We start from the raw sequence: 24,024 nt of genomic DNA on the forward strand, positions 1-24,024 counted from the left end.
AAACGACTTCGCGCCGATGATAGTGCTGCAACCAGTGTGAAAGTAGGTCATCGTCAGGCTAGTATTCTGCATCACCCCATCCTCTGACGAGGGTGGGGTGTTTGCTTTTGCGCGGCCGCTTTGTATCCCCTCAATGCCGCTACCTCGACATATCCCCCATCCCCTCTGCTGAAACACTAAAAGACCCCGGGTACCGGCCTTCGCCGGCACGACGAGGGTGTTGATAACTTATTCATCGCTACCCGCATAGCGAGTCCACCACACCACCCATTACTAACAACCTACTTCCTGAGCCCAGCTAGTACACCGCTGGCATCACAATCCACTTCCTGTGCTCAGCTTGCACGTCGTCGGCATCACAACCAGACACTAACAACCTTCCAGCGCCGTCGTACTGACGCACGTCAGTACCCAGCGTCGTCCCCCATGTATCAACAACCCTGCTTCCTGAAAATAAAAAAGGGATCTCAAACAGAGATCCCTTCAAAAAAGATAGCGTATCAAACAGAAAAAAATCTCAGCCCACGTTCTATGAACTCGCATCTTTCAACGCCAATCAAAACATCAACAGATCAATACGAAAAGCCGTCCCGCTGGTCATAGGCCGCTGCCTCCTTGATGCCCCTCTTCATCTCCTTGAGCCAGCGCTTGAATAACTTGAGATCAGCAAACATCTCCAGATCATGCGTCACGCCGTCAATGGAATCCTGCATGCGCACAATCTCCAGATGCAGGAACTGTTTGGCCGAATTCGGTGTAAGCCGCTGCGGGGAATGAATGCCGTAGATGGCCCTGAACCTGTCCTCCGTCATCAATAACTCGCGTTCAAGATCAGTGGCCTGCTCCTTCAGCAGCTTGTTGTAATGCTTAAGACGCGCATCGCCCAGATCATTGAGTGCATGCTGGTCGATCTGCTGCAACTGGATCTGCAACTCCAGCAGATGCAGCAGGTCCTGCTTTTCATAAGCCGCGTTGAGCGACTGCATCATCTCGGTCTTGCGCACTCGCAGTTGTTCATCAGGCTCACGGTCGGGATGCAATGCACTGGCCAGCTTGCGATAGATATCTCGCAGCGATTGCGTCAATTCAGCCTGCGCGGCCTCACGTCGTGCCGCCGCCGCATCCGCCTTGGCCGAGCCTGAGCGCGCAGTCTTGCGCTCCGCCCTGGCCGCCTTCTTGGCCTCTTCCCTGGCCTGGTATTCCGCCATCTTGGCGCGGGCGCGTGCCATGACCTCGTCTGGCGAACTCATGTCGAGATCGTCACCCAGCGACTCGCCGAACATCGCCTCCATATGCGCCTTCAATTCCTCTACCTCAAGCGTCATGTCGTGATCGAAGTCCGAGCCCGAATGCCGGTTATAGAGTGCCTTGAGCTGCGCCTCGTCGCCGACGTCATCACCATGGCTCTCCAGCAGATGGAGAATCAGCGCCGATATTGCCTGCCGATCGGACAAGCTCAGCTTGTCATGATCGAACTGGGCGTCCAGCTTGAAGATCAGCTCGACCGACAGCGTCGTGAAGCGTGTGCGCAGAGGCAGCAGCTTCTGCACATACACCGGTTGGGATTCGGCGCTTACCTGTTCCCAGGTCGCCAGCAGATCGCGTCGTTGCTCGATCTGCCTGAGCAAGGCGTTGAAAGCCTTCTGGTCCTTGGACAGGCCCGAGCCGGAAGAAGAAAGCGCCGTCAGTGATACGGCTTTGGAATCGGACGCGGTCATGAAGAATAAGTATGGTGAAGCCAGCTCGCAGTGTACCAAGGTGCGATGCGCCAATCAGGAAAGCGTCGCCGTCAGCGACGCCAATCGCTCAGCCAGAACGCGGCTCGCTGACCGCCGCAAAGGACACACTCGCATTGAGCCCCCGGCAGAACTGGCTGCCTCCTTCGTAGCGGTTATGCAGTCGGATCGCGGCGCCCATCGAATCGACGATCTCGCCGCAGATGGTCAGCCCCAGGCCACCCGACGAAGAGCCGCTGGACGAGAATGCCTTGAACACCGTCTCCATCGCATCATCCGATATGCCGCCGCCGCTGTCCCACACCAGCAATTCCGCGCGGCCATCGAATTGCCGGATGCGTATGCCCAGGCGCCCCCGCTCGGGCGTGTGGCGGATGGCATTGTGGAGCAGGTTCGACACCAGCTCGCCCACCATCCACGGATGTCCCATGACGAACACCTTGTCGCCATCCAGCTCGAAATCGAGGCTCTTCTCGGCAATCAGCGGCGACAGGTCGACCGCCGTCTCGCGCGCCAGCATGGCAAGATCGCAGACTTCCTGCACCCCGCGTCCGCGCAGCTGCTCTACCTTGGCCAGCGAGAGCAGCTGGTTGGCCAGCGTCGTGGCCCGCTCGACCGTGCCCGACATCTCGCCCAGGATCACGTGCGGCGGCGCGTCGCCCCGCAGGCCCGACTGCAGTTGCGTCTTCAGCACCGCCAGCGGTGTGCGCAACTGATGCGAGGCATTCGCCACGAAGCGCTGCTGATGGTCCAGCAGCCGGCGCAAGCGCGCCATCAGTTCATTGAGCGCCTTGATGAAGGGCTGCAGCTCGCGCGGCGCCAACGGCGGGTCGACCGGCGACAAGTCGTCGGCCGAACGTTCATCAAGCTGACGCCGCAGCGCATCGACCGGTTGCAATGCCCGCGACACCACATACAGCGTCACCGACACGATCACCACCAGCAGCGCGGCCTGGCGCAGCAGGGTTTCCCAGAAGATCTTGCGCGCCAGGGCGCTGCGGTTTTCCATGGTCTCGGCCACCTGCACCAGCGCCGCGCCATGCGGCCCATTGGTCACCACCGGCTGGAACAGGGCCGCCACCCGCACCGGCACCCCGTTATAGGTATCTTCGTAGATATGCGCCAGCGAGGGATAGATAGCGGCCTGGTCGCGCCGTCCCTGGTAGGCCGGCAAATCGTCATCGCCATCAAAGAACTTGCCGTCGAGATCATTGATCCGATAGATCATGCGGCTCGAATAATCGGCCTCGTAGATCTCCAGCGCCGCGTACGGCAGCGACGCCTTCAGCTCGCCGTTCTCGATGCGCAGCAGGTCGCCGATCGAGTGCACCGATGCCACCAGCATCCGGTCATAGGCCGTGTTGACCGACTCCAGCGTATTGCGATAAAGCGAGAATGAATCGATCACGATGAACAGCGCAATCGGCGAGATGATCCACGCCAGCAGATAGCTGCGCACCGAAGAACGACGTCGAGACAGCAGCCGCATCGATCAGCCTTCGCCCTGGTCCGGGCGCGCGCGCAGCAGATAACCCAGCCCGCGCAGCGTCATGATCTCGGTCCCGGTCGGGACCAGCTTCTTGCGCAAGCGGTGGACTACCACCTCGATGGCTTCGATCTGGGTGTTTTCTTCCATCGGAAATACCAGCCGGAACAAGCGCTCCTTGGTCACCGCATGGCCTGGCTTGGCAATCAGCGTCTTGAGCAGGGTATGTTCGCGCGGCGTGAATTCGAGCGCCTCGTCGTCGCAGTAGAAAGCGCCCGAGCTGCGGTCCAGCCGCAGCCGTGCGCAGCGCAGCCCGCTGTCTTCGGCATTGCTGCGACGGCGCAGCAGCGCCCTAATGCGGGCATCGAGCTCGTCCAGGTCGAACGGCTTGGCCAGGTAATCGTCGGCGCCGGCGTTCAGGCCCACCACCCGGTCGCCCACCGCGCCACGTGCGGTCAGCACGATGACCGGAGTGTGGATGTCCTGCGAGCGGATCCGTTGCAACAGATGCAAGCCATCCAGCCCGGGAATGTTCAGGTCCAGCACCACCAGGTCGCCGATACCATCCTTGATATGCGAGAGCGCACTGATGCCGTCGGCGCAATGCGTGACCTGGAAGTCGCGTCGCTCCAGCGCCCGCAGCAACGCGCGCGACATGTCGATATCGTCTTCCACCAGCAGGATATGCATCGTTGCGGCCTCGCCTCAATAAGGGAACAGCCGCCTTTATACCGCCAATCGCGCCGTGGTGCGAGCCCCGCCATCGCCGCCGGCCCTGCACCTCTGAAAGCAGAATGAAAGCTTGTGAAAGCAGGCTGCAAGAAAACCCCGGTTTTTGCGGCTCTGCACGGTGGCAAAGAAGGCGGCGCTCACCTAAACTCCCGCTCACGTCCAGGCTGGCAGTTAGATGCGGACCGGACAACTATTACAAACCTCTAGGAGACAGCATGACCCAGCGTCTGATCAAGACCCTGCTCGCCCTGGCACTCACTGCCCCGGCGATCGCCTTCGCGCAGGATGCCTGCACCAACCGTGGCGATCTCGACCAGCAGTACTGCGATGCCAACAAAGACCTGACGGCCGACACCCCGACCGACCCGAAGAAGCTGAAGACCCCCAACACTCTGGTGTTCACCTTCACCCCGGTCGAAGATCCGGCCGTCTACGACAAGATCTTCAAGCCTTTCACCGACTACCTGGCGCAATGTACCGCCAAGAAGGTCGTGTTCTTCCAGGTGCAGTCCAATGCCGCCGAAATCGAAGCGATGCGCTCCGGCCGCCTGCACGTGGGTGGCTTCTCGCCAGGACCGACCAACTTTGCCGTGAACATCGCCGGCGCCGTGCCGTTCGCCGTGATCGGTGACGAAAAGGGCTACCAGGGCTACACCGTGAACGTGATCGTGCGCAAGGACAGCCCGATCCAGAAGATGAGCGACCTGAAGGGCAAGAAGGTCGCGCACACCGCGCCATCGTCCAATTCCGGCCACATGGCGCCGATGGCCCTGTTCCCCAAGCTGGGCGTGACGCCTGAAAAGGATTACAAGCCGATCTTCTCGGGCAAGCATGACCAGTCGATCCTGGGCGTGAACTCGGGTGACTACGATGCCGCCGCCGTCGCCTCGGACGTGTTCGATCGCATGATCGAGCGTGGCGTGATCAAGGCCGACAACTTCCGCGTCATCTGGCGCAGCGAGAAATTCCCGACCCAGGACTTCGCCTACGCGCACGACCTGGAACCGGTCTTCCGCGACAAGATGCTCAAGTGCTTCTACGACTATCGTTTCACCGATGAGCTCAAGAAGGCGTTTGCAGGCGCAGATCGTTTCTACCCGATCAACTACAAGAAGGACTTCGAGATGGTGCGCTTCGTGGCCCATACCGCCGGCGAGTCCTTCAACCGCGCTGCCTACGACAAGCAGAACTCGGGCAAGAAGTAATTCGCCACCCGCGCAATACCTGCCAGCAATATCCGTAACAAAAACGCACTACGACCCAGGGCGCAAGCCCGGGTCGCGGCCGTCTGCATCCCGCAGCCGGGCCGCAGTCATCGATAGAAAGCTCCGCCCATGTCACACGCCATCGAAATCCAGGGCCTGGTCAAGGAATACAAGCCTGGCCATCCCATCCTCAAAGGCATCGACCTGAAGATCGGCGACGCCGGCCTGGTCGCCATCATCGGCCCGTCGGGCACGGGCAAGTCGACCCTGATCCGCTGCATCAATCGCCTGGTCGACCCCAGCCGCGGCGCGATCTGGTTCGAAAGCGAAGGCCGTCGCGTCAACCTGGCCGAGCTGCGCGGCCGCGCCCTGCGCGAAAGCCGTCGTCACATCGGCATGGTGTTCCAGGAATACAACCTGGTGGAGCGCCTGACCGTGATGGAAAACCTGCTCTGCGGTCGCCTCGGCTATGTCGGCGCCTGGACCGCATGGCGTCGCAATTTCGCCAAGGAAGACATCGCGCATGCCTTCGAATTGCTCGACACCGTCGGCCTGGGCAACTTTGCCAACCAGCGCGCCGACGCCTTGTCGGGCGGCCAGCGCCAACGGGTCGGTATCGCCCGCGCACTGATGCAGCGTCCGCGCCTGCTGCTGGCGGATGAACCGACGTCGTCGCTGGACCCCAAGACCTCGTTCGAGATCATCTCGCTGCTCAAGGAGCAGGGGCGCGCCCAGCAGATCCCGGTGATCGTCAACATCCACGACGTCGAGCTGGCCAAGCGCTATGCCGACCGCATCATCGGCATGTCCGGTGGTCACGTCGTCTATGACGGCAATGCCGAGAACCTGAGCGATGATTTCCTCAAGCAGATCTACGGCGGCGAGGACTGGCTGGCATGAGCGCGACCACCACCTCTTCCCCTGCCCGGGTCAGCCTGGCGTTTCGTCCGCAGCTGACGACCCGCATCGTGATCTGGCTGATCCTGGCCTACGCTGTCTATGCCGCGACCCAGCTCGGTTTCTCGTGGGAGCGTTTCTCGTCGGGCCTGGGCAATGGCGCCAAGTTCCTGGCGCGCATGTTCCCGCCTGACGTCAGCAAGGGCGACATTCTCTGGGGCGGCATCAAGGAGACCCTGCAGATCGCCGTGCTGGCGTCGCTGTTCGGCATCCTGTTCTCGTTGCCGATCGGCCTGATGGGCGCGCGCAACCTGATGCCCGCCTGGATCTCGTGGCCGGCGCGCGCATTCGTGTCGGTCTGCCGTTCGCTGCACCCGGTGATCGTCGCCATCCTGTTCGTCAAGGCGGTCGGCTTCGGTGCGCTGGCCGGGGTGCTGGCGCTGATCGTGGCCTCGATCGGCTTCATCGGCAAGCTGTTCGCCGAAGCCATCGAAGAAATCTCGATCAAGCAGGTCGAAGCGATTCGCGCCACCGGCGCCTCGTTCATGAACGTAATCCTGTTCGGCGTGCTGCCACAGGTGCTGTCGCGCTTCGTCGGCTTCTCGACCTACCAGCTCGACTCCAACCTGCGTAACTCCACCATGGTCGGCATCGTCGGCGCCGGTGGCGTGGGTGGCGTGTTGTTCTCGGCGTTCCAGCGCTTCGACTACGACTTCGTGCTGACCATCCTGCTCACCATCATCACTATCATCGTCGTCGGCGAACTGCTGGCGAATTCGGTCAAGAAGGTCTTCAATGTCTGATACCACCTTGCGCACCCCCGCCGTCGCGCTGAGCCCTGCCGAGCGCGAATGGCAGCGCCACACGCTGGGCCAGCGCCTGCTGCGCTTTGCCGTGTGGCTGGTCATCGCCGTGGCCGTCGTGCAATCGATGCGCTACATCGAGATCATCCCGGAGTTCCTGTACGACGCGCCGGAACAGATGAGCGACATGCTGTCCCGTATGTGGCCGGTCGACTGGGCCTACTTTGCCAGCGACGTCCAGGCCGGCCTGATCGAGACCCTGCATATCGCCACCCTGGGCACCTTGCTGGCGATCGTGCTGGCCATTCCGTTCGGTCTGCTGGTGGCGCCCAACCTCACCCGTCATCGCGGCCTGAACCTGTTTGCGCGGGTGGTGCTGGTGGCCAGCCGCTCGGTCAATTCGCTGGTGTGGGCGCTGCTGTTCCTGGCTATCTTCGGACCGGGACCGCTGGCGGGCATGCTGGCCATCGCCTTCCGCTCGATCGGCTTTGTCGGCAAAATGGCCGGCGAAACCATCGAACAGATGCCGCGTGGCCCGATCGAAGCCCTGCAAGCGTCCGGCGCCAGCAAGTTTTCTGAGATCTGGTATGGTTACTGGCCGCAGTTGAAGCCCGCCTTCATGTCCATCGTGCTGCTGCGCTGGGACATCAACGTGCGTGAATCGGCCGTGCTGGGCATCGTCGGCGCCGGTGGCGTGGGCATGGTGCTCGATACCGCCCTGAACCTGTTCCAGTGGCCGCGCGTGGCGACGGTGCTGGTGTCGATCTTTGCCATCGTGATCGTCACCGAAGTGGCCGTGACGCAGATCCGCAAGCGCGTGCTCTGAGTTTTGACGCAGTAACAGTCGTCCATCACTAACATTTCTGGTCATGCAAGAAGAACACAAACAATCCAACCATCATGACTGCGACCTGCTGGTGGTGGGCGGCGGCATCAATGGCGCCGGCATCGCGCGCGACGCCGCCGGTCGCGGCCTGTCGGTGGTGCTGTGCGAACAGCACGACCTGGCCGCACATACCTCGTCGTCGTCGAGCAAGTTGATCCACGGCGGCCTGCGCTATCTCGAGCATTACGAATTCGGCCTGGTGCGCAAGGCGCTGATCGAACGCGAAGTGCTGTTGCGCAGCGCGCCGCACATCATGTGGCCGATGCGCTTCGTCATGCCGCACGACGAAGGCCAGCGGCCGGCCTGGCTGATCCGCCTGGGCATGTTCCTGTATGACCACCTGGCGCGGCGCGAACTGCTGCCCGGCTCGCGCACGCTCGACCTGCGTCGGCATGCCTCCGGTGCGCCGCTCAAGCCCCAGTTCAAGCGTGGCTTCGTGTATTCCGACGGCTGGGTCGACGACGCCCGGCTGGTGGTGCTCAATGCGCTGGGCGCGGCCGACCAGGGTGCGCGCGTCTTCACCCGTACGCGCTGCACCTCGCTCAAGCGCGAAGATGGCGCCTGGCTGGCCGAGCTGCAGCATGCCGATGGCAGCGTCAGCACCGTGCGCGCACGGGGCGCGGTCAATGCGGCCGGCCCCTGGGTGGCGCGCTTCCTGGGGGAAGCCGCGCAAGTGCGCTCGACCAAGTCGGTACGCCTGATCAAGGGCAGCCACATCGTGGTGCGCCGCCTGTTCGAACATGACCACGCCTATATCTTCCAGAATCCCGATGGTCGCATCGTCTTTGCGATTCCGTATGAGCGCGACTTCACGCTCATCGGCACCACCGACGTCGAATACCAGGGACCGACCGAGAACGTGGTCATCTCGGAAGAAGAGATCGACTACCTGTGCACCCTCTCCAACCGCTATTTCAGTCGCCCCATCAGTCCCGGCGACGTGGTGTGGTCCTATTCCGGGGTGCGGCCGCTGCTGGAAGACGCCGCCGCCGATGCCTCTGCGGTGACCCGCGACTACCAGCTCGATCTCAATACCGACGGCGCCCCGCTGTTATCGGTCTTCGGCGGCAAGATCACCACCTTCCGCAAGCTGGCCGAAGAGGCGGTCGACCTGATCGCGCCCACGCTCGGCAACCAGCGTGGTCCATGGACGGCCAACGCCTGCCTGCCCGGCGGCGACCTGTTCGGTCCCAAGCCCGACAATCGTTCGGTGCGTGAATTCGATGGCTTCGTGCAGCAATTGCAGGCACGTTATAGCTGGCTGTCGCCGGCGCTGCTGCAGCGCTATGCGCGCGCCTATGGCAGCCGGGTCCATCAGCTGCTGGACGGCTGCACATCGTTGCAAGACATGGGAGATCAGATTCTCGACGGGCTGTTTGCCGCCGAGGTGAAGTATCTGCAGCAGCACGAATGGGCTACCTGCGCTGCCGATATCCTGTGGCGCCGCTCCAAGCTCGGCCTGCATCTGCCTGCGGGCAGCGCGGCCCTGCTGGATGGCTGGCTGGCCGCGCAGATTTAATCTGCACCGGCCCTGGCCGCTGGTGGATCAGGCCGCCAGCAGGTAAGCGCCCACGGCGGCGATGCCGACGCCGCCGATGCGCACCACGCGGTCGGCCATCTGACGGCCGGCCACCACGCCCACGATCAAGCCTGCTGCGTGCAGGATGGCCGTGGCCAGCACGAAGCCGGCGCCATACAGGGCGGCCATCGAGCCATGCGGCAATTCGGTGCCGTGCGCATAGCCGTGGAACAGCGCGAACAGCGACACCACCAGGGTGCTGCCCCACAACGGCAGGCGCACCGCAAACGCGATCAACAGACCCAGTACCGCCACCGAGGCAGCAATCCCGGTCTCCACGCCCGGCAGCGACAGGCCGGCCACCGCCAGCAAGGCGCCCACCACCATCATCAGCGGAAACGCCAGCGGCAGCACCCACAGTGCGCGCTGCTTGTTCTGCGCCGCCCACAGGCCCACTGCCAGCATCGCCAGCAGGTGATCGATGCCCGAGAACGGGTGCTCGAAGCCGGCGCCGAAGCTGGCGCTGGCATTCATCACCGAATCCGGATGGCCGGGGTGCGCCAGGGCGCTGCCGGCGGCCAGCGCGGTCAAGGCCAGCACGCCCAGGCGTGCGCGGTTTGTGGTCAACATCTTGGTCGAAATGGCAGACATGTTTTCTCCTGGTGAATCTTTCGCGGGGTTGTTCTTCGATGTGGCTCAGGCGCCGGGTTTCTGGTCGAGCAGGCCTTGCTTGCGGATGTAGTCGATCACGGTCTCCACACCGTCGCCGCTGCGCAGGTTGGTGAACACGAAGGGCCGGTCACCTCGCATGCGTTTGGCATCGGCCGCCATGATATCCAGATTCGCGCCCACGTAGGGGGCCAGATCGGTCTTGTTGATGATCAGCAAGTCCGAGCGGGTGATGCCGGGGCCGCCCTTGCGCGGAATCTTCTCGCCGCCGGCGACGTCGATCACGTAGATGGTCAGGTCGGACAGTTCCGGGCTGAAGGTGGCGGCCAGGTTGTCGCCGCCGGACTCGACCAGGATCAGGTCGAGGTCGGGAAAGTCCGCGCTCATGCGGGCGATCGCTTCGAGGTTGATCGAGGCATCCTCGCGAATGGCGGTATGCGGGCAGCCACCGGTTTCCACGCCCATCAGGCGCTCCGCTGGCAACGCATCGGCGCGCAGCAGGATCTCCATGTCTTCCTTGGTATAGATGTCATTGGTGATGACCGCCATGTCGTAGTGGTCGCGCATGCGCTTGCACAGCATTTCGCACAATGCCGTCTTGCCGGAACCGACCGGGCCGCCGATGCCGACGCGCAGCGGATTGGGGGTGGAATTGCTCATGTCTCTAAATCTCTCTGGTAATTGAAACGTATTGCATCAGGAACGGTAGATCCGGCTGTATTGCACTTCATGCTGCATCGACAGCAGCGACAGGCCGGGCGACCAGTTCGACAGCTCGTCGTCGTCCAGCGCATGCGCCTGGGTTGCCGCCTGTTCCAGTTCGGCACGCAAGGATAACAAGATGCGCTGGCCCGCGACCTGGCCCAGCGGCACCGTTTTCACGCACGCCAGCACCTGGTTCTCGGCCCACGAAAACAGCATGCCCAGCAGCGCCGCCTCGCACGGCACCTGCAGCGTCACCGCGGCAAACGCGAGCGCGGTCGGCAACGGCACCTCGGGCTGCGACTGCAGTATCGCTACCAGCGCCTCGTCGCCCAGCTTCAGGTCGGTCGCCAGCTTGCCCAGCGAATAGCCCATCTGTATCGTCTCGGCGCGAAACTCGGAGGTATCCCGGGCCGCCACGAAGCGCTCGGTCCATAGCGCCACCTGATCCGCATCGCGCAACTCGAAGGCGCGCACCAGGCGGCAGAAGATCGGCGCCTCGAAGCGCGCCATCACTTCGTGCAATGCCTGCACGATCCAGTTCCTGGCGCTGGCTTCGGTATTGACCCGGCCGCTTTCGATGGCCGCCTCCAGCCCTTGCGAATAGCTGTAGCCGCCGATCGGCAGCGATGGGCTGGCCAACTGCAGCAGATGCAGCAAGGCGGTCGCTTGCATCGACTCGACCATGGCCTCAGCTGTCCTGCTTGTCGCCGGGGCGGTGGATCTTCTGGCGCAGCGGGATCGGCGCCAGCGGGTTGTGGTGATGGTCGTCGCCATGATGGTGATGACCGCCGCCATAGGCGCCCGACTCGGGCTCGAATGCGGCCTGCTCTTCACGCACCTGCGCGCCCAGGCCTTCCAGCATTTCCTTGAGCACCGGATCGCGCCGGATACGCAGGAACCCCACTCCGGCCTCATGGCCGATATGGGCTTGCGTGTGGCGATTGCCCAGGTGGAAAGCGCAGCGCAGCAATAGATGCGCATCGCTGGCATCGACCCGGTAGGTGGCTTCGGCCGCCGCCGTGATCTTCACCACGCGGCCATCGTCGCCGCGCAGCAGGTCGCCATGGCGCAGCACCGTGCCGCGCAGGGTGAAGACGGCGACATCTTCGCCTGAGGTCATGGTGGCGCGCAGGCGGCTCTTTTCGCGCTGGTCGTAGGGCAGCACCAGTTCGCCGTCGATCTGGTCGGCCTGTTCGATCTTGGTATTGAGTGTCAGCATGAGGTGGTCGTGAATCAATCAGAACAAAAAGTATCGTTGCGCCAGCGGCAATGAGACGGCCGGCTCGCACACCAGCAGCTCGCCATCGGCGCGCACTTCATAGGTCTCGGAGTCGACTTCCATCTTCGGCGTGGCGCCGTTGTGGATCATGTCGCGCTTGCGCAGGTGGCGCATGTTCTTGACCGCCACCACGGGTTTGTTGAGCTTGAGCTGTTCACCGATGCCGGCATTGAAGGCGGCCTGCGAGACGAACGTCAGCGACGTCTTCAAGCCGCCGCCGAAGGCGCCGAACATCATCCGGTAATGCACCGGCTGCGGGGTCGGGATGGACGCATTGGGGTCACCCATCTGGGCCGCCGCGATCATGCCGCTCTTGAGGATCATCGATGGCTTGGCGCCGAAGAAGGCCGGCTTCCACAGCACGATGTCGGCGATCTTGCCGATCTCCAGCGAACCCACCACGTGCGAGATGCCGTGGGTGATCGCCGGGTTGATGGTGTACTTGGCGATGTAGCGCTTGATGCGGAAGTTATCGTTGCGCGACGGATCCTCGGCCAGCGATCCGCGCTGCACCTTCATCTTGTGCGCGGTCTGCCAGGTGCGCATGATGACTTCGCCCACCCGCCCCATGGCCTGCGAGTCCGACGACATCATCGAGATGGCGCCGATGTCGTGCAGGATATCCTCGGCGGCGATGGTCTCGCGCCGGATGCGCGACTCGGCAAAGGCGATGTCCTCGGCAATGGCCGGGTCGAGGTGATGGCACACCATCAGCATGTCGAGGTGCTCGTCGAGCGTGTTGACCGTGAACGGACGCGTCGGGTTGGTCGACGACGGCAGCACATTGCCCTGGCCGACGGCGGCGATGATATCCGGTGCGTGGCCGCCGCCGGCGCCTTCGGTGTGGAAGGTATGGATGGTGCGATCGCGGAACGCAGCCAGGGTGTGCTCCAGGAAACCGCCCTCGTTGAGGGTGTCGGTATGGATCGCCACCTGGATATCCATGCGGTCGGCCACGGTCAGGCAGTTGTCGATGGCGGCCGGGGTCGAACCCCAGTCCTCGTGCAGCTTGAGGCCGATGGCGCCGGCGTTGATCTGTTCTTCCAGCGGCAGCGGCAGGCTGACGTTGCCCTTGCCCAGGAAGCCCAGGTTCATCGGGAAGGCGTCGGCTGCCGCCAGCATCGAATGGATGTGCCACGGACCGGGCGTGCAGGTGGTCGCGGCAGTGCCCACGGCGGGGCCGGTGCCGCCGCCGAGCATGGTGGTGACGCCGCTCATCAACGCCTCTTCGATCTGCTGCGGGCAGATGAAATGGATGTGGCTGTCGATGCCGCCGGCGGTGACGATCATGCCTTCGCCGGCGATGATCTCGGTGGCGCCGCCGATGGCCATGGTCACGCCCGGCTGGATGTCGGGGTTGCCGGCCTTGCCGATGCCGGCGATCTTGCCGCTCTTGATGCCGATGTCGGCCTTGACGATGCCCCAGTGGTCAACGATGAGGGCATTGGTGATGACGGTGTCCATCACGTCGGCGTAAGCACGTTGCGACTGGCCCATGCCGTCGCGGATCACCTTGCCGCCGCCGAACTTCACCTCTTCGCCATAGATGGTGAAGTCCTTTTCCACCTCCAGGAACAGTTCGGTATCGGCCAGGCGCACGCGGTCGCCCACGGTGGGGCCGAACATCTCGGCATAGGCCGAACGGGAAATCCTGCTCATCTCATTGCCCCTTGTCGAGTTGTTTCTTAAGCCGGCCCATCACCAGCGCATTGAAGCCGTACACGCGACGGTCCCCTGCCAGCGCCACCAGCTCCACCGTGCGCTGCTGGCCCGGCTCGAAGCGCACCGCAGTGCCGGCCGCGATGTTGAGCCGCATGCCGTAAGCCACATGGCGTTCGAACAGCAACGCCGGGTTGGTCTCGTAGAAATGGAAATGGGAACCCACCTGTATCGGCCGGTCGCCGCTGTTGGCCACCGTCACGGTGGCCGTCGGACGTCCCGCGTTGAGTTCGATCTCGCCGGGTTCGACCAGCATTTCGCCTGGAATCATCAAGAGCTCCTGGAATCAGGGAATCGGATTGTGCACGGTGACCAGCTTGCTGCCATCCGGGAAGGTCGCCTCGACCTGGATGTCGGGGATCATCTCGGCGATGCCCTCCATCACGTCGGCGCGGGTCAGGATGGTGGCGCCCTCGGACATCAGTTCGGCCACCGTCTTGCCATCGCGCGCGCCTTCCATGATGGCGGCGGTGATCAGCGCCACCGCCTCGGGATAGTTGAGCTTGAGGCCGCGCGCGCGACGCCGTTCGGCCAGCAACGCGGCGGTAAAGATCAGCAGCTTGTCTTTTTCTCTCGGGGTCAGATCCATGTTGGCTCCCGGCCGTCATGCGGCCATAGCAGTCTAAGATAATCGGATGGTTCAGGTATTCCAGATACGCGGGATAGCCGCCTGTCGCGCCAGCACCGCCGGGCGCAGCACATGCCATGCCGCATGCAACCACTGGCGCGCGACCAGGCTGGATTGTCCCATGTAGCGCGCCACCAGCACCTGCTTCATCAACGTGGCGCCGCTGCGCCCTTCCAGGCCCAGCGCATCGATGTGCTGGCGCAATTGCGACAGCAGGGCATTGTCCATGCCGTCGCCCACCGCCACCAGCGTGGCGCAGATGGTCTGGCCGTCCAGCGCCAGGGGGCCTGTCATGGCGCCCTGTTCGGCCTGCAGGCGGCCTTGTTCGAACCATACGAGCTTGCCGCCACGGCGGATGCTGGTGCGCTGGGCCACGCTGCCGCGCTGGAACACCTCGCCCGACGCGGTGCGGCCAAAGCACAGGATCTCGGCGCCGATGTAGGCCGCATCGGCGGCCAGCTCGACCTCATGCGTCATGCGCACATCGGCGGCGTCGAAGAAGATGGTTTCCTGCGGCAGCCATTCCAGCGTGGCGCCGGCCTGCGCCTGCAGGCGCACGGCCTGCTGCGACTGGCGGCCATGGGCGCGATACCACTTGCCCGCGCCCGGCGTTGTCAGCAATGCATGGGCGCCGGCGCCCACCTCGGCGCTGATGTCGAGCTGGTCGCCGCCGACGATGCCGCCGGGCGGATGCACGATCACGGCGTGACACACCGAGGCGTGCTCGGGGTACAGGGGTTTCTGTACCCGCAAGGGGCCGAAGTGCTGGCGCCGCGTCAGGCGGGTGACCCCGCCGTCATCGGTAAAGCCGAGCGCCAGGCGTGCCTGGTCCGGCGCATGGCGCGCTTCGGAAGCAGCTGTCACGACGGGTTCTGCCTGGCCGGAAATTCGTTTCATACGGGTTATCGATGCGATGGTGGGCGGCAGCCGCGAGTGTAGCGCAAGCTGCCCGGCCCGATGCCTTACACGGCCAGATGCTTCTTGACGTGCTCGCCGTCCATCTCGGCCTGCACGCCCGAGGCCACTACTTCGCCGCGCGACATCACCACGAAGGTATCGGCCAGCTCACGTGCAAAATCGAAATACTGCTCGCACAGCAGGATGCCGATGTCGCCCCGCTGACGCAGCAGGCTGATGACGCGCCCAATGTCCTTGATGATCGATGGCTGGATACCCTCGGTCGGTTCGTCCAGGATGATCAGCTTGGGTTCGGCCAGCAAGGCGCGGGCGATGGCCAACTGCTGCTGCTGGCCGCCGGAGAGGTCGCCGCCGCGCCGGTGCAGCATTTCCTTCAACACCGGAAACAGTTCGTAGACCTCGCCCTTGATGGTCGAGGCGCGGCGGCCCGACTTGGTGGCCATGCCCATCAACAGATTTTCTTCCACCGTCAGGCGCGCGAAGATCTCGCGCCCCTGCGGCACATAGGCCACGCCCAGCTTGGCGCGCTGGTGGGGTTTCAGTTTAGTGATGTCTTGGCCTTCGAACACGACATTGCCGGCTGCCACCGGCAACACGCCCATGAGGCACTTCAGCAGCGTGGTCTTGCCCACGCCATTGCGCCCCAGCAGCGACAGGCACTTGCCTTTTTCGACCGAGATCGACACCCCGCGCAAGGTATGCGCCGCGCCGTAGTACTGGTTGAGTTGAGTCACTTGCAACATGTGTTATCGCCCCAGATAGACTTCGATGACGCGTTCGTTGGACTGCACCTGCTGCATGTTGCCCTCGGCCAGCACCGAACCCTCGTGCAATACGGTGACCTTGCCGCCCTGGGCGATTTCCTCGACGAAGCCCATGTCGTGTTCGACCACCATGATCGAATGCTTGCCGCGCAGCTCGTTGAGCAATTCGGCGGTGCGCGCGGTCTCGGCGTCGGACATGCCGGCCACCGGTTCGTCCAGCAACAGCAACTGCGGCTCCTGCATCAGCAGCATGCCGATCTCCAGCCATTGCTTCTGGCCGTGCGAGAGCAGCCCGGCCATGCGATTTTCCTGGCCGTTGAGGCGGATCAGTCGCAGGATCTCGTCGATCTTGCCGACCTGTTCCGAGTTCAGGCGCGCGAACAGCGTGGTCTTGACGCGCTTGTCCATCTTCATCGCCAGTTCCAGGTTTTCGAACACCGAATGCTGCTCGAACACCGTCGGCCGCTGGAACTTGCGACCGATGCCCACGTGCGCGATTTCATATTCGGTCATGCGCGTGAGGTCGATGGTCTGGCCGAAGAAAGCGGTGCCGGCGGTCGGCCGCGTCTTGCCCGTGATCACGTCCATCATGGTGGTCTTGCCGGCGCCGTTGGGGCCGATGATGCAGCGCAGCTCGCCCACCGAGATGTCGAGGTTGAGGTTGTTGATGGCCTTGAAGCCATCGAACGAGACCGTGATGTTTTCCAGGTACAGGATGGCGCCGTGGGTGGTATCGACGCCTTCGGGTTTGATGCGCTCGTAGGAAGTGCCGTGGTCGGCGTGCGGGCTATCCTGGCCGCCGCTGCCGGTCGACAACTTGTTGGGCGTCAGTTCGCTCATGCGGCCTCCTTGGACGCCGGTGCTGCGTCTGGCTTCTTCAGTTTTTGAATCAGGCCCACGATCCCCTGCGGCATGAACAGCGTGACCAGGATGAAGATCAGGCCCAGCGCATACAGCCAGAGGTCGGGGAAGGCCGCCGTGAACCAGCTCTTGAGGCCATTGACGGTAAAGGCGCCGATGATCGGTCCCAGCAGCGATCCGCGTCCGCCGACGGCGGCCCAGATCACCATCTCGATGGAGTTCGCCGGCGACATCTCGGACGGATTGATGATGCCCACCTGCGGTACATACAAGGCGCCGGCAATACCGCAGATCACGGCCGACAGGGTCCACACGAAGAGCTTGAACCACAGCGGGTTGTAGCCGATGAACATCAGGCGCGATTCCGAATCGCGCACGCCCTGCAGCACGCGCCCCAGTTTGGAGGTGACGATCAGGCGGCACAGCAGCAGCGCGCCCAGCAGCAACACCAGCGTGACCAGGTAGAGCGCGGCCTTGGTGCCGGGCGCGGTGATGGTAAAACCGAGGATGCGCTTGAAGTCGGTGAAGCCGTTGTTGCCGCCGAAGCCGGTGTCGTTGCGGAAGAACAGCAGCATGAAGGCAAACGTCATGGCCTGCGTGATGATCGAGAAGTACACGCCCTTGATGCGCGAGCGGAAGGCAAAATAACCGAACACGAACGCCAGCAGGCCCGGCACCAGCACCACCAGCAGCATGGCGAACCAGAAGTGCTCGGTCATCCACCAGTACCACGGATAGGCCTTCCAGTTGAGAAACACCATGAAGTCCGGCAGGTTGCTCTGGTAGACGCCATCGCGGCCGATGGCGCGCATCAGGTACATGCCGTGCGCATAGCCGCCCAGCGCAAAGAACACACCGTGGCCCAGCGACAGGATGCCGGTATAGCCCCACACCAGGTCCAGCGCCAGCGCCGCCATGGCGTAGCACATGAACTTGCCGGTCAGGGCGATGGTGTAGCTCGACACGTGCAGCGCGCTGTCGGCCGGGAAGATCAGGTTGCAGATCGGCAGCAGCGCCAGCACGACGGTGCACACCACGATGCCGGTCCAGGCCGGCCGCGAAAACAATGAAGGTCGGATAATCATTCGACGCTCCTGCCCTTGAGTGCGAAGAGGCCTTGCGGACGCTTCTGGATGAAAACGATGATGAACACCAGGATGGCGATCTTGGCCAGCACCGCGCCGGCCACCGGTTCCAGGAATTTATTGACCTCGCCCAGTCCGAAGGCGGCGATCACGGTGCCAGCCAGCTGGCCCACGCCCCCCAGCACCACCACCATGAACGAGTCGACGATATAACCCTGCCCCAGGTCGGGGCCGACATTGCCCAGCTGCGACAGCGCCACGCCGCCCAGGCCGGCGATGCCGCAGCCGAGGCCGAAGGTCATCATGTCGATGCGCCCGGTCGATACGCCCACGCACGAAGCCATGCGACGGTTCTGGGTGACCGCCCGCACGAACAGCCCCAGGCGCGTCTTGTTGAGGATCAGCCAGACCGCCAGCACCACGAACAGCGCAAAGAACACGATCACGATGCGGTTGTACGACAGCACCAGCGAACCCAGTACGGTGACCCCGCCCGACATCCAGCTGGGGTTGGCCACTTCGACGTTCTGGGCGCCGAAGATCGATCGCACGCCTTGCATCAGCATCAGGCTGATGCCCCAGGTGCAGAGCAGGGTTTCCAGCGGCCTTCCGTAGAGCCAGCGAATCACCAGCCGCTCCAGCGCGATGCCGACGGCGGCGGCGACGATGAAGGCTGCCGGCAGCGCCACCACCAGGTAGGCATCGATGGCACCGGGGAAGAACTTGCGAAACACCATCTGGCACACGTAGGTGGTGTAGGCGCCGATCATCAGCAGTTCGCCGTGCGCCATGTTGATGATGCCCATCAGGCCGAAGGTGATCGCCAGGCCCAGCGCGGCCAGCAACAGCACGCTGCCCAGCGATATGCCGTAGAACAGCTTGCCGGCGAAGTCGACGATGGACAGGTGGCGATCCAGCGCGGCCAGGGTGCGCACCGCCTCGATGCGCACGCCTTCGTCGGCTTCGGCGTAGCTGCCGTCAGGGTTCTTGGCCAGCAGTTGTTCCAGCGCCGGCTTGAGCGCGGCATTGGTGGTCTCGGCCAGCGTCTTGACGGCGGCGCGGCGGGTGACCGGGTCCGGCGCGTGCAGGTTGGCGGTGGCTTGCACCTGTTGCAGGATGTCCTTGACCTGGGCGTCGTTTTCCTTGGCCAGCGCTTTCTGGATCAGCGGCAGCTGGGCCGGATCGGCGCTCTTGAGCAGGTCGATGGCGGCGGCCATGCGCTCGTCGCGGTTGGCCGACAGCAACTTCAGGCCCGACAGTGCGCCATCGACGGCGCCGCGCAGCCGGTTGTTGATGGTGATGCCTTCGGCATCATCAGGCGCCGGCGCGGTCTTGTCGGTGGCGGGATCGAAGGCATTGCCGGCGTCGTCGACGATCAGCACCTGGCCGCCCGGCGTGGCGTACAGTGCCTCGCTGTTCAAGGCCTTGAGCACGCGCACGGCGTCGTCGGTGGCCAGGGCGGCGATCTGGTTGACCGCCGCAATGCGGGCGTCGGGGTCGTCTCCCCCCAGTGGCTTCAACAGTGCGGGGTCGATCGCGGCGGAGGCGGCAAGCGCATGCGCGCAGAGCCACGTCGCAAGCAGGACGCGCAAGAACTGGATGGCTGGTTTCATTATCGTGTTGCGCTGCGACGCGCAGGGGCCGGGCACGGAAAGCGGGTGCCGGAACACGGAGCGGTCGGTATGCGGCTTTTTTGTCGTGGTGGGTCCTGCACCCCGGGCATCGCCCTGCAATGCCCGGGGCCGGCTGCGCATCATCGACGCGCAGCCGGCAAGCCGATTACATCTTCTGCTTGCCTTCGTTACCCGGAATGTACGGGCTCCACGGTTGCGCGCGGATGGTGGTCTTGGTCTTGTTGACCACGTTGAACTGACCGTCGGCCTTGATTTCGCCGATCATCACTGGTTTGTGCAGGTGATGGTTGGTCTTGTCCATTTCCAGTTCATAGCCGGACGGCGCCTTGAACTTCTGGCCACCCATGGCGGCGATCACCTTGTCGGTGTCGGTGGTCTTGGCCTTTTCCACGGCCTGCTTCCACATGTAGATGCCCACGTAGGTGGCTTCCATCGGATCGTTGGTCACGACGGTGTCGGCGTTAGGCAGGTTCTTGGCCTTGGCATAGGCCTTCCACTTCTTGATGAAGGCGGTGTTGACCGGATTCTTCACCGATTCGAAGTAGTTCCAGGCGGCCAGGTGGCCCACCAGCGGCTTGGTGTCGACGCCGCGCAGTTCTTCTTCACCCACCGAGAACGCCACCACCGGCACGTCGGTCGCCTTCAGGCCGGCGTTGCCCAGTTCCTTGTAGAACGGCACGTTGGAGTCGCCATTGATGGTCGAGATCACGGCGGTCTTGCCACCGGCCGAGAACTTCTTGATGTTGGCCACGATGGTCTGGTAGTCGGAGTGACCGAACGGGGTATAGACCTCGTCGATGTCCGAATCCTTCACGCCCTTGCTATGCAGGAAAGCGCGCAGGATCTTGTTGGTGGTGCGCGGATACACGTAGTCGGTGCCCAGCAGCACGAAACGCTTGGCGCCGCCGCCTTCCTTCGACATCAGGTATTCGGTGGCGGGGATGGCCTGCTGGTTCGGTGCGGCGCCGGTATAGAACACGTTCTTTTCCAGCTCTTCACCTTCGTACTGCACCGGGTAGAACAGCAGGCTGTTCAATTCCTTGAAGACCGGCAACACCGACTTGCGCGAGACCGAGGTCCAGCAGCCGAACACCACCGACACCTTGTCCTGCGAGATCAGCTGGCGTGCCTTCTCGGCAAACAGCGGCCAGTTGGAGGCCGGGTCGACGATCACCGGTTCCAGTTTCTTGCCATTGACGCCGCCGGCGGCGTTGATTTCTTCGATTGTCATCAATGCCACGTCCTTGAGCGAAGTCTCGGAGATGGCCATCGTGCCAGAGAGGGAGTGCAGGATGCCGACCTTGATGGTGTCCGCCGCGAAGGCGGAGGGCAGCCAGGAAGAAGCGGCGAGCGCGAAGGCGCCGAGTGCAGTTGCTTTCAGTACGTTACGACGTGACATGGATGCTCCCTCGTGAAAAGTTGGACACATTTTTTTTGACTGCCAAGCGTTCATAGCAGAATGCGTGCCAATGGCAGAGCCCCGGTGCAGGCGTGCATCAAAGCGGGGCGCGCAAGGGGGCCGGGGTGATCGGATATGTTGTCAATGAACGCAATTTTGCGCACCAAACGGGGGATTTTTTGTCGACATGACATGCATGGCAAAGAGTGATTCACCACTCTGGTGATCACTTGCGCCCGTTCTTGGGGCGCGCCGCAAAGCCCCACCGGCAGCGGGGTATGCGAAGTTGCGCCGACGCTGATGGGAGCGCCGGAAAATGTCGACAATGCTGCGCGACAACAGTGCCGGCGATGCTGTCATTGTGTCAGCGATGCGTCAGCCATTTCAGCGCAGGAAAACCCGGTGCATCAGTTGCCGGATGGGAAATTCGATCATGCTCTGCAGTCGCGCCGGCAATTCGAGCGGCCGCATGATCATCTTGATGGTGGTCTCCGGGCGCAGGTTGCTGCGCACCGTCCGGCTCAGTTGCGAGGCCACCTCGCGCACCCGCGCCGGATCGACGGCCTGGGCCGGCGCGTGCACCTTCATGACATGCCGGATGGCGCAGTCGGCGTCTTCGCTCTTGAGTTCCAGTGTGCGCCGGCCCAGCGTGCCGAGCACCTTGGTGCGGCCGATGCCCTCCTGGCTGCGATAACGGCGGAAATACTGATAGAAATGCTTGTAGTGGTTGACCTCGTCGGTCGCGATCAGGCCGGCCAGCTGCTTGAGCACCGGTTCGTCGGTGGCGCGCTCGATGGCGCGATAGTAGGTGGCGGTGCCGGTCTCGACCACGCAGCGCGCGGCCAGCTCCTGGGCGCGGGTCGGCTCCAGCAGTTCGACCTTGCAGTAACCAGAGTACTCGTCGAGGAAGCCCTGGAAGGCGCGTTCCCAGTCGAACTCCGGCCAGACATGCTGGACATAGGCGCGCAGGGCGCGACCGTGCTGCAGTTCTTCCTGCTCCCATTGGGTGCGCAGCCAGTGTTCGACCTCGGCGTCGCCCCGGTAGTATTCGATCAGGTTGCTGGTGTAGAGGTCCGATCCGCTCTCGATGAACGATGCGCAGGCCACCATGTAGAACAGGTTTTCGTCTATCCGCACGCGCTCGCGGTCGATGCGGCTGAAATCGATATCATCGATGCTCCAATGCTTCTTCTTCTGCTGGCGGTCCGGCATCTTGGCTGTCCTTTGCATGAGTGGCATCCCGTTATGATGCAAGGCCATCTCTTTGGTTCAGGCAAGCGCTGCAGTCGACACCGTTCTTTGCATCTGCCGGTGCTTTGTCAGCGGCGTGTCAGCCCGCTGCAAGCATTGCGCTAGAGGCCGGTGTAGTCGCTGCCCAGCACCACCCGGTTACGCCCTTGGTACTTGGCGTGATACAGCGCCTGGTCGGCAATGCGCAGCACCCGGTCGGGGGTGCTCTGGTCGTCCGGCTGCAAGGCCGCCACGCCGACGCTGGCCGTGATGTAGCCGAACGGCGAATCGGCATGCGGGATCTTCAGCGCCAGGATCGCGTCGCAGATGTTTTCGCCCAGCTGGATGGCGCTGCCGGCTTCGCTTTCGGCGACGATGATGACGAATTCCTCGCCGCCATAACGGGCCACCAGGTCGGTGGCGCGCCTTGAACTGTTCTGCAGCACGCGGGCGATCACGCGCAGGCATTCGTCACCGGCCTGGTGGCCATAGCGGTCGTTGTATTTCTTGAAATAATCCACATCCAGCATCAGCAGCGCCAGCGGTTTGGCCGAGCGCGCCGAGCGCCGCAATTCATTGGCCAGGGCCTCGTCGAAGCGCCGCCGATTGGCCACGCCGGTGAGGCCATCGGTGGCCGACAGCGCTTCCAGCTTGCGATTGGCGCGCTCCAGTTCGCGCGTGCGCATGGCGACCTGGTCTTCCAGCTGCTCCTTGTTCTGATGCACCTTGCTGGCCATCTGGTTGAACTTGCGCGACAGCACGGCGATCTCGTCGGTGCCGACCTGCTCGGCCCGCATCTGCGAGTTGCCGGCTTCGGTTTCTCGCATCACCGCGATGAGGCGCTTGAGCGGTAGTGAAATGCTGCGCGAGATCAGGTAGGACAGCAGCAGCGAAACCAGGAAGCACAACAGGCCGATGCCCAGGATCTTGTTGCGCACCGAACGGGTGTCGGCATTGAGCCGGTCGCTCGGCGTCGCATTGACGACCAGCCATGAGGTGTGCGGCACGCGGGCCACGGCTGCGTAGTAGGCCTGCTTGTCGCGCGCGGTGTAAGAGATGAAGTCGCTGTCGCGCTTCTGGGCCAGGCTGGCCGCGATGCCCTGCATCAATGCCGGATCGGCCTGGCCGGCGCCGCCCTGGCGGTTCTGGACCACGATCTCGCCATCGTTGGCATCGACGATGAACATGTTCGAGTCGTAGCCCAGGTCGACCCCGCCGAAGACCTGGAAGAAGTGACTGGGCTGCACCCCGATCAGCAGCAGGCCGGCGCTGCGGTTGTTGCCGGTGAGGCGGATCTCGCGCAACATCGCCAGGCTCTTCTGGCCATGGCCGGCGTTATACAGCGTCCACCAGGGCCGCCCGCCGAGGTCGGGAATTTCTTCGGCCAGGCGTGTGATGCTGCTGGCCAGCGACGCGAAAATTTGCGGATCGATCACCTGGCGGTTGCGATCCAGCACGTATTTCTGGCTGACATAGGGGATCGAACCGTACGTGTCGAGCAGCATCCGGGACACGCCGCTGCGTGCCGCCGCGCTGGCGACCTCATCGGTGCCGTAGTAATCCGACAGCAGCGACTGCATGCGCTCGGACAGCAGCAGTTCTTCGCTGTCTTCTTCGATGCGCTCCATGCGCAGCAGCAGGTTCTGCGAGATCTGTCGCACCACCTGCACCGAATAGACCTCTACTTTTTCCTGCGTGGCGCGGCTGGTTTCGCGATAGGCGATCAGGCCCGAGACCAGCAGCGGCAGCAACGACAACAGGATGAATGAATTGATCAGGCGATATCTGATTTCGATTCGCCGCAGGAAATTCATCGAAAGAAAGTCCAGCCTCTTGCGCATGCCGCCCCTTGATTGGAACTGTTGAGGA

General features: G+C 63.3%; 23 protein-coding genes. 5 read left to right on the top strand and 18 right to left on the bottom strand.

Annotated features, from left to right (window positions below; genetic code table 11):
• Window positions 1–572 precede the first annotated feature (572 nt).
• The 3 genes from LBW87_RS19970 to LBW87_RS19980 are packed head-to-tail and all read right to left on the bottom strand — an operon-like array spanning window position 573 to window position 3,912.
• Complete coding sequence (locus LBW87_RS19970; RefSeq protein WP_225203224.1) at window positions 573–1,772, bottom strand: J domain-containing protein; 1,200 nt, start codon at window positions 1,770–1,772, stop codon at window positions 573–575.
• Window positions 1,773–1,806: 34 nt separating this feature from the next.
• Window positions 1,807–3,225 (bottom strand): sensor histidine kinase, encoded by a 1,419-nt coding sequence (locus tag LBW87_RS19975; RefSeq protein WP_225203225.1) that lies wholly within the window; start codon window positions 3,223–3,225, stop codon window positions 1,807–1,809.
• 3 nt (window positions 3,226–3,228) lie between these two features.
• Window positions 3,229–3,912 (bottom strand): response regulator transcription factor, encoded by a 684-nt coding sequence (locus tag LBW87_RS19980; protein WP_225203226.1) that lies wholly within the window; start codon window positions 3,910–3,912, stop codon window positions 3,229–3,231.
• A 257-nt stretch (window positions 3,913–4,169) separates the two neighbouring features.
• Between LBW87_RS19980 and phnD the strand changes: the two genes are divergently transcribed.
• From phnD to glpD, 5 genes are all read left to right on the top strand, one after another.
• The gene (phnD, locus tag LBW87_RS19985; RefSeq protein ID WP_225203227.1) at window positions 4,170–5,159 is read left to right on the top strand and encodes a phosphate/phosphite/phosphonate ABC transporter substrate-binding protein; all 990 of its coding nucleotides are present in this window, start codon (window positions 4,170–4,172) and stop codon (window positions 5,157–5,159) included.
• A 129-nt stretch (window positions 5,160–5,288) separates the two neighbouring features.
• A complete protein-coding gene (gene phnC / locus LBW87_RS19990; RefSeq protein WP_225203228.1) occupies window positions 5,289–6,059 on the top strand; it encodes a phosphonate ABC transporter ATP-binding protein in 771 nt (256 codons plus the stop codon).
• Window positions 6,056–6,859: a phosphonate ABC transporter, permease protein PhnE gene (gene phnE / locus LBW87_RS19995; RefSeq protein WP_225203229.1), complete on the top strand. Its 804-nt coding sequence runs from the start codon at window positions 6,056–6,058 to the stop codon at window positions 6,857–6,859. The genes phnC and phnE (LBW87_RS19995) overlap by 4 nt, the downstream gene beginning before the upstream one ends.
• Complete coding sequence (gene phnE / locus LBW87_RS20000; protein ID WP_225203230.1) at window positions 6,852–7,685, top strand: phosphonate ABC transporter, permease protein PhnE; 834 nt, start codon at window positions 6,852–6,854, stop codon at window positions 7,683–7,685. Before phnE (LBW87_RS19995) ends, phnE (LBW87_RS20000) begins: the two co-directional genes overlap by 8 nt.
• A gap of 43 nt (window positions 7,686–7,728) precedes the next feature.
• Complete coding sequence (glpD, locus tag LBW87_RS20005; protein WP_225203231.1) at window positions 7,729–9,264, top strand: glycerol-3-phosphate dehydrogenase; 1,536 nt, start codon at window positions 7,729–7,731, stop codon at window positions 9,262–9,264.
• A gap of 27 nt (window positions 9,265–9,291) precedes the next feature.
• On the opposite strand, the gene LBW87_RS20010 is transcribed toward glpD, so the two are convergent.
• The 15 genes from LBW87_RS20010 to LBW87_RS20080 all read right to left on the bottom strand — a co-directional run bounded on the left by LBW87_RS20010 (window position 9,292) and on the right by LBW87_RS20080 (window position 23,996).
• On the bottom strand, window positions 9,292–9,915 hold the full coding sequence (locus tag LBW87_RS20010) for a HupE/UreJ family protein (RefSeq protein ID WP_225203232.1): 624 nt from the start codon (window positions 9,913–9,915) through the stop codon (window positions 9,292–9,294).
• A 45-nt stretch (window positions 9,916–9,960) separates the two neighbouring features.
• The gene (gene ureG / locus LBW87_RS20015; RefSeq protein WP_225203233.1) at window positions 9,961–10,593 is read right to left on the bottom strand and encodes an urease accessory protein UreG; all 633 of its coding nucleotides are present in this window, start codon (window positions 10,591–10,593) and stop codon (window positions 9,961–9,963) included.
• A gap of 36 nt (window positions 10,594–10,629) precedes the next feature.
• Window positions 10,630–11,310, bottom strand: coding sequence for an urease accessory protein UreF (locus LBW87_RS20020; protein WP_225203234.1), 681 nt, complete (start codon window positions 11,308–11,310; stop codon window positions 10,630–10,632).
• A gap of 16 nt (window positions 11,311–11,326) precedes the next feature.
• The gene (gene ureE / locus LBW87_RS20025; RefSeq protein WP_225203235.1) at window positions 11,327–11,857 is read right to left on the bottom strand and encodes an urease accessory protein UreE; all 531 of its coding nucleotides are present in this window, start codon (window positions 11,855–11,857) and stop codon (window positions 11,327–11,329) included.
• A gap of 18 nt (window positions 11,858–11,875) precedes the next feature.
• Window positions 11,876–13,576 (bottom strand): urease subunit alpha, encoded by a 1,701-nt coding sequence (gene ureC / locus LBW87_RS20030; RefSeq protein WP_225203236.1) that lies wholly within the window; start codon window positions 13,574–13,576, stop codon window positions 11,876–11,878.
• Between the two features lies 1 nt (window position 13,577).
• Window positions 13,578–13,907, bottom strand: a complete 330-nt coding sequence (locus LBW87_RS20035; protein ID WP_225203237.1) for an urease subunit beta — start codon at window positions 13,905–13,907, stop codon at window positions 13,578–13,580.
• Window positions 13,908–13,922: 15 nt separating this feature from the next.
• Window positions 13,923–14,225, bottom strand: a complete 303-nt coding sequence (locus LBW87_RS20040) for an urease subunit gamma (RefSeq protein WP_008120043.1) — start codon at window positions 14,223–14,225, stop codon at window positions 13,923–13,925.
• Window positions 14,226–14,276: 51 nt separating this feature from the next.
• Entirely contained in the window at window positions 14,277–15,161 is an 885-nt protein-coding gene (locus LBW87_RS20045) for an urease accessory protein UreD (RefSeq protein ID WP_225203238.1), read from the bottom strand.
• 65 nt (window positions 15,162–15,226) lie between these two features.
• Complete coding sequence (gene urtE, locus LBW87_RS20050; RefSeq protein WP_225203239.1) at window positions 15,227–15,925, bottom strand: urea ABC transporter ATP-binding subunit UrtE; 699 nt, start codon at window positions 15,923–15,925, stop codon at window positions 15,227–15,229.
• Between the two features lie 3 nt (window positions 15,926–15,928).
• Entirely contained in the window at window positions 15,929–16,786 is an 858-nt protein-coding gene (gene urtD, locus LBW87_RS20055) for an urea ABC transporter ATP-binding protein UrtD (protein WP_225203240.1), read from the bottom strand.
• Entirely contained in the window at window positions 16,783–17,892 is a 1,110-nt protein-coding gene (gene urtC, locus LBW87_RS20060; RefSeq protein WP_225203241.1) for an urea ABC transporter permease subunit UrtC, read from the bottom strand. Before urtC ends, urtD begins: the two co-directional genes overlap by 4 nt.
• Window positions 17,889–19,505: an urea ABC transporter permease subunit UrtB gene (gene urtB, locus LBW87_RS20065; RefSeq protein ID WP_225203242.1), complete on the bottom strand. Its 1,617-nt coding sequence runs from the start codon at window positions 19,503–19,505 to the stop codon at window positions 17,889–17,891. The genes urtC and urtB overlap by 4 nt, the downstream gene beginning before the upstream one ends.
• A 166-nt stretch (window positions 19,506–19,671) precedes the next feature.
• Complete coding sequence (gene urtA / locus LBW87_RS20070; protein ID WP_008120030.1) at window positions 19,672–20,925, bottom strand: urea ABC transporter substrate-binding protein; 1,254 nt, start codon at window positions 20,923–20,925, stop codon at window positions 19,672–19,674.
• A 384-nt stretch (window positions 20,926–21,309) separates the two neighbouring features.
• Window positions 21,310–22,155 carry a ferritin-like domain-containing protein gene (locus LBW87_RS20075; protein ID WP_413927666.1) on the bottom strand — a complete coding sequence of 282 codons (846 nt, stop codon included), beginning with the start codon at window positions 22,153–22,155 and terminating at the stop codon, window positions 21,310–21,312.
• A 122-nt stretch (window positions 22,156–22,277) separates the two neighbouring features.
• The gene (locus tag LBW87_RS20080; RefSeq protein ID WP_225203243.1) at window positions 22,278–23,996 is read right to left on the bottom strand and encodes a diguanylate cyclase; all 1,719 of its coding nucleotides are present in this window, start codon (window positions 23,994–23,996) and stop codon (window positions 22,278–22,280) included.
• Window positions 23,997–24,024 lie beyond the last annotated feature (28 nt).

Origin of the sequence: Herbaspirillum sp. alder98, from assembly GCF_020179755.1 — a bacterium.
In the GTDB taxonomy this organism is placed as follows: domain Bacteria; phylum Pseudomonadota; class Gammaproteobacteria; order Burkholderiales; family Burkholderiaceae_D; genus Herbaspirillum.

Excerpts from the sequence above, each read along its gene's own strand:
- LBW87_RS19975 (WP_225203225.1), bottom strand. The coding sequence starts at position 3,225 with ATGCGGCTGCTGTCTCGACGTCGTTCTTCGGTGCGCAGCTATCTGCTG.
- LBW87_RS19980 (WP_225203226.1), bottom strand. The coding sequence starts at position 3,912 with ATGCATATCCTGCTGGTGGAAGACGATATCGACATGTCGCGCGCGTTG.
- phnD (WP_225203227.1), top strand. The coding sequence starts at position 4,170 with ATGACCCAGCGTCTGATCAAGACCCTGCTCGCCCTGGCACTCACTGCC.
- phnC (WP_225203228.1), top strand. The coding sequence starts at position 5,289 with ATGTCACACGCCATCGAAATCCAGGGCCTGGTCAAGGAATACAAGCCT.
- phnE (WP_225203229.1), top strand. The coding sequence starts at position 6,056 with ATGAGCGCGACCACCACCTCTTCCCCTGCCCGGGTCAGCCTGGCGTTT.
- phnE (WP_225203230.1), top strand. The coding sequence starts at position 6,852 with ATGTCTGATACCACCTTGCGCACCCCCGCCGTCGCGCTGAGCCCTGCC.
- glpD (WP_225203231.1), top strand. The coding sequence starts at position 7,729 with ATGCAAGAAGAACACAAACAATCCAACCATCATGACTGCGACCTGCTG.
- LBW87_RS20010 (WP_225203232.1), bottom strand. The coding sequence starts at position 9,915 with ATGTCTGCCATTTCGACCAAGATGTTGACCACAAACCGCGCACGCCTG.
- ureG (WP_225203233.1), bottom strand. The coding sequence starts at position 10,593 with ATGAGCAATTCCACCCCCAATCCGCTGCGCGTCGGCATCGGCGGCCCG.
- LBW87_RS20020 (WP_225203234.1), bottom strand. The coding sequence starts at position 11,310 with ATGCAAGCGACCGCCTTGCTGCATCTGCTGCAGTTGGCCAGCCCATCG.
- ureE (WP_225203235.1), bottom strand. The coding sequence starts at position 11,857 with ATGCTGACACTCAATACCAAGATCGAACAGGCCGACCAGATCGACGGC.
- ureC (WP_225203236.1), bottom strand. The coding sequence starts at position 13,576 with ATGAGCAGGATTTCCCGTTCGGCCTATGCCGAGATGTTCGGCCCCACC.
- LBW87_RS20035 (WP_225203237.1), bottom strand. The coding sequence starts at position 13,907 with ATGATTCCAGGCGAAATGCTGGTCGAACCCGGCGAGATCGAACTCAAC.
- LBW87_RS20040 (WP_008120043.1), bottom strand. The coding sequence starts at position 14,225 with ATGGATCTGACCCCGAGAGAAAAAGACAAGCTGCTGATCTTTACCGCC.
- LBW87_RS20045 (WP_225203238.1), bottom strand. The coding sequence starts at position 15,161 with ATGAAACGAATTTCCGGCCAGGCAGAACCCGTCGTGACAGCTGCTTCC.
- urtE (WP_225203239.1), bottom strand. The coding sequence starts at position 15,925 with ATGTTGCAAGTGACTCAACTCAACCAGTACTACGGCGCGGCGCATACC.
- urtD (WP_225203240.1), bottom strand. The coding sequence starts at position 16,786 with ATGAGCGAACTGACGCCCAACAAGTTGTCGACCGGCAGCGGCGGCCAG.
- urtC (WP_225203241.1), bottom strand. The coding sequence starts at position 17,892 with ATGATTATCCGACCTTCATTGTTTTCGCGGCCGGCCTGGACCGGCATC.
- urtB (WP_225203242.1), bottom strand. The coding sequence starts at position 19,505 with ATGAAACCAGCCATCCAGTTCTTGCGCGTCCTGCTTGCGACGTGGCTC.
- urtA (WP_008120030.1), bottom strand. The coding sequence starts at position 20,925 with ATGTCACGTCGTAACGTACTGAAAGCAACTGCACTCGGCGCCTTCGCG.
- LBW87_RS20075 (WP_413927666.1), bottom strand. The coding sequence starts at position 22,155 with ATGCAAAGGACAGCCAAGATGCCGGACCGCCAGCAGAAGAAGAAGCAT.
- LBW87_RS20080 (WP_225203243.1), bottom strand. The coding sequence starts at position 23,996 with ATGCGCAAGAGGCTGGACTTTCTTTCGATGAATTTCCTGCGGCGAATC.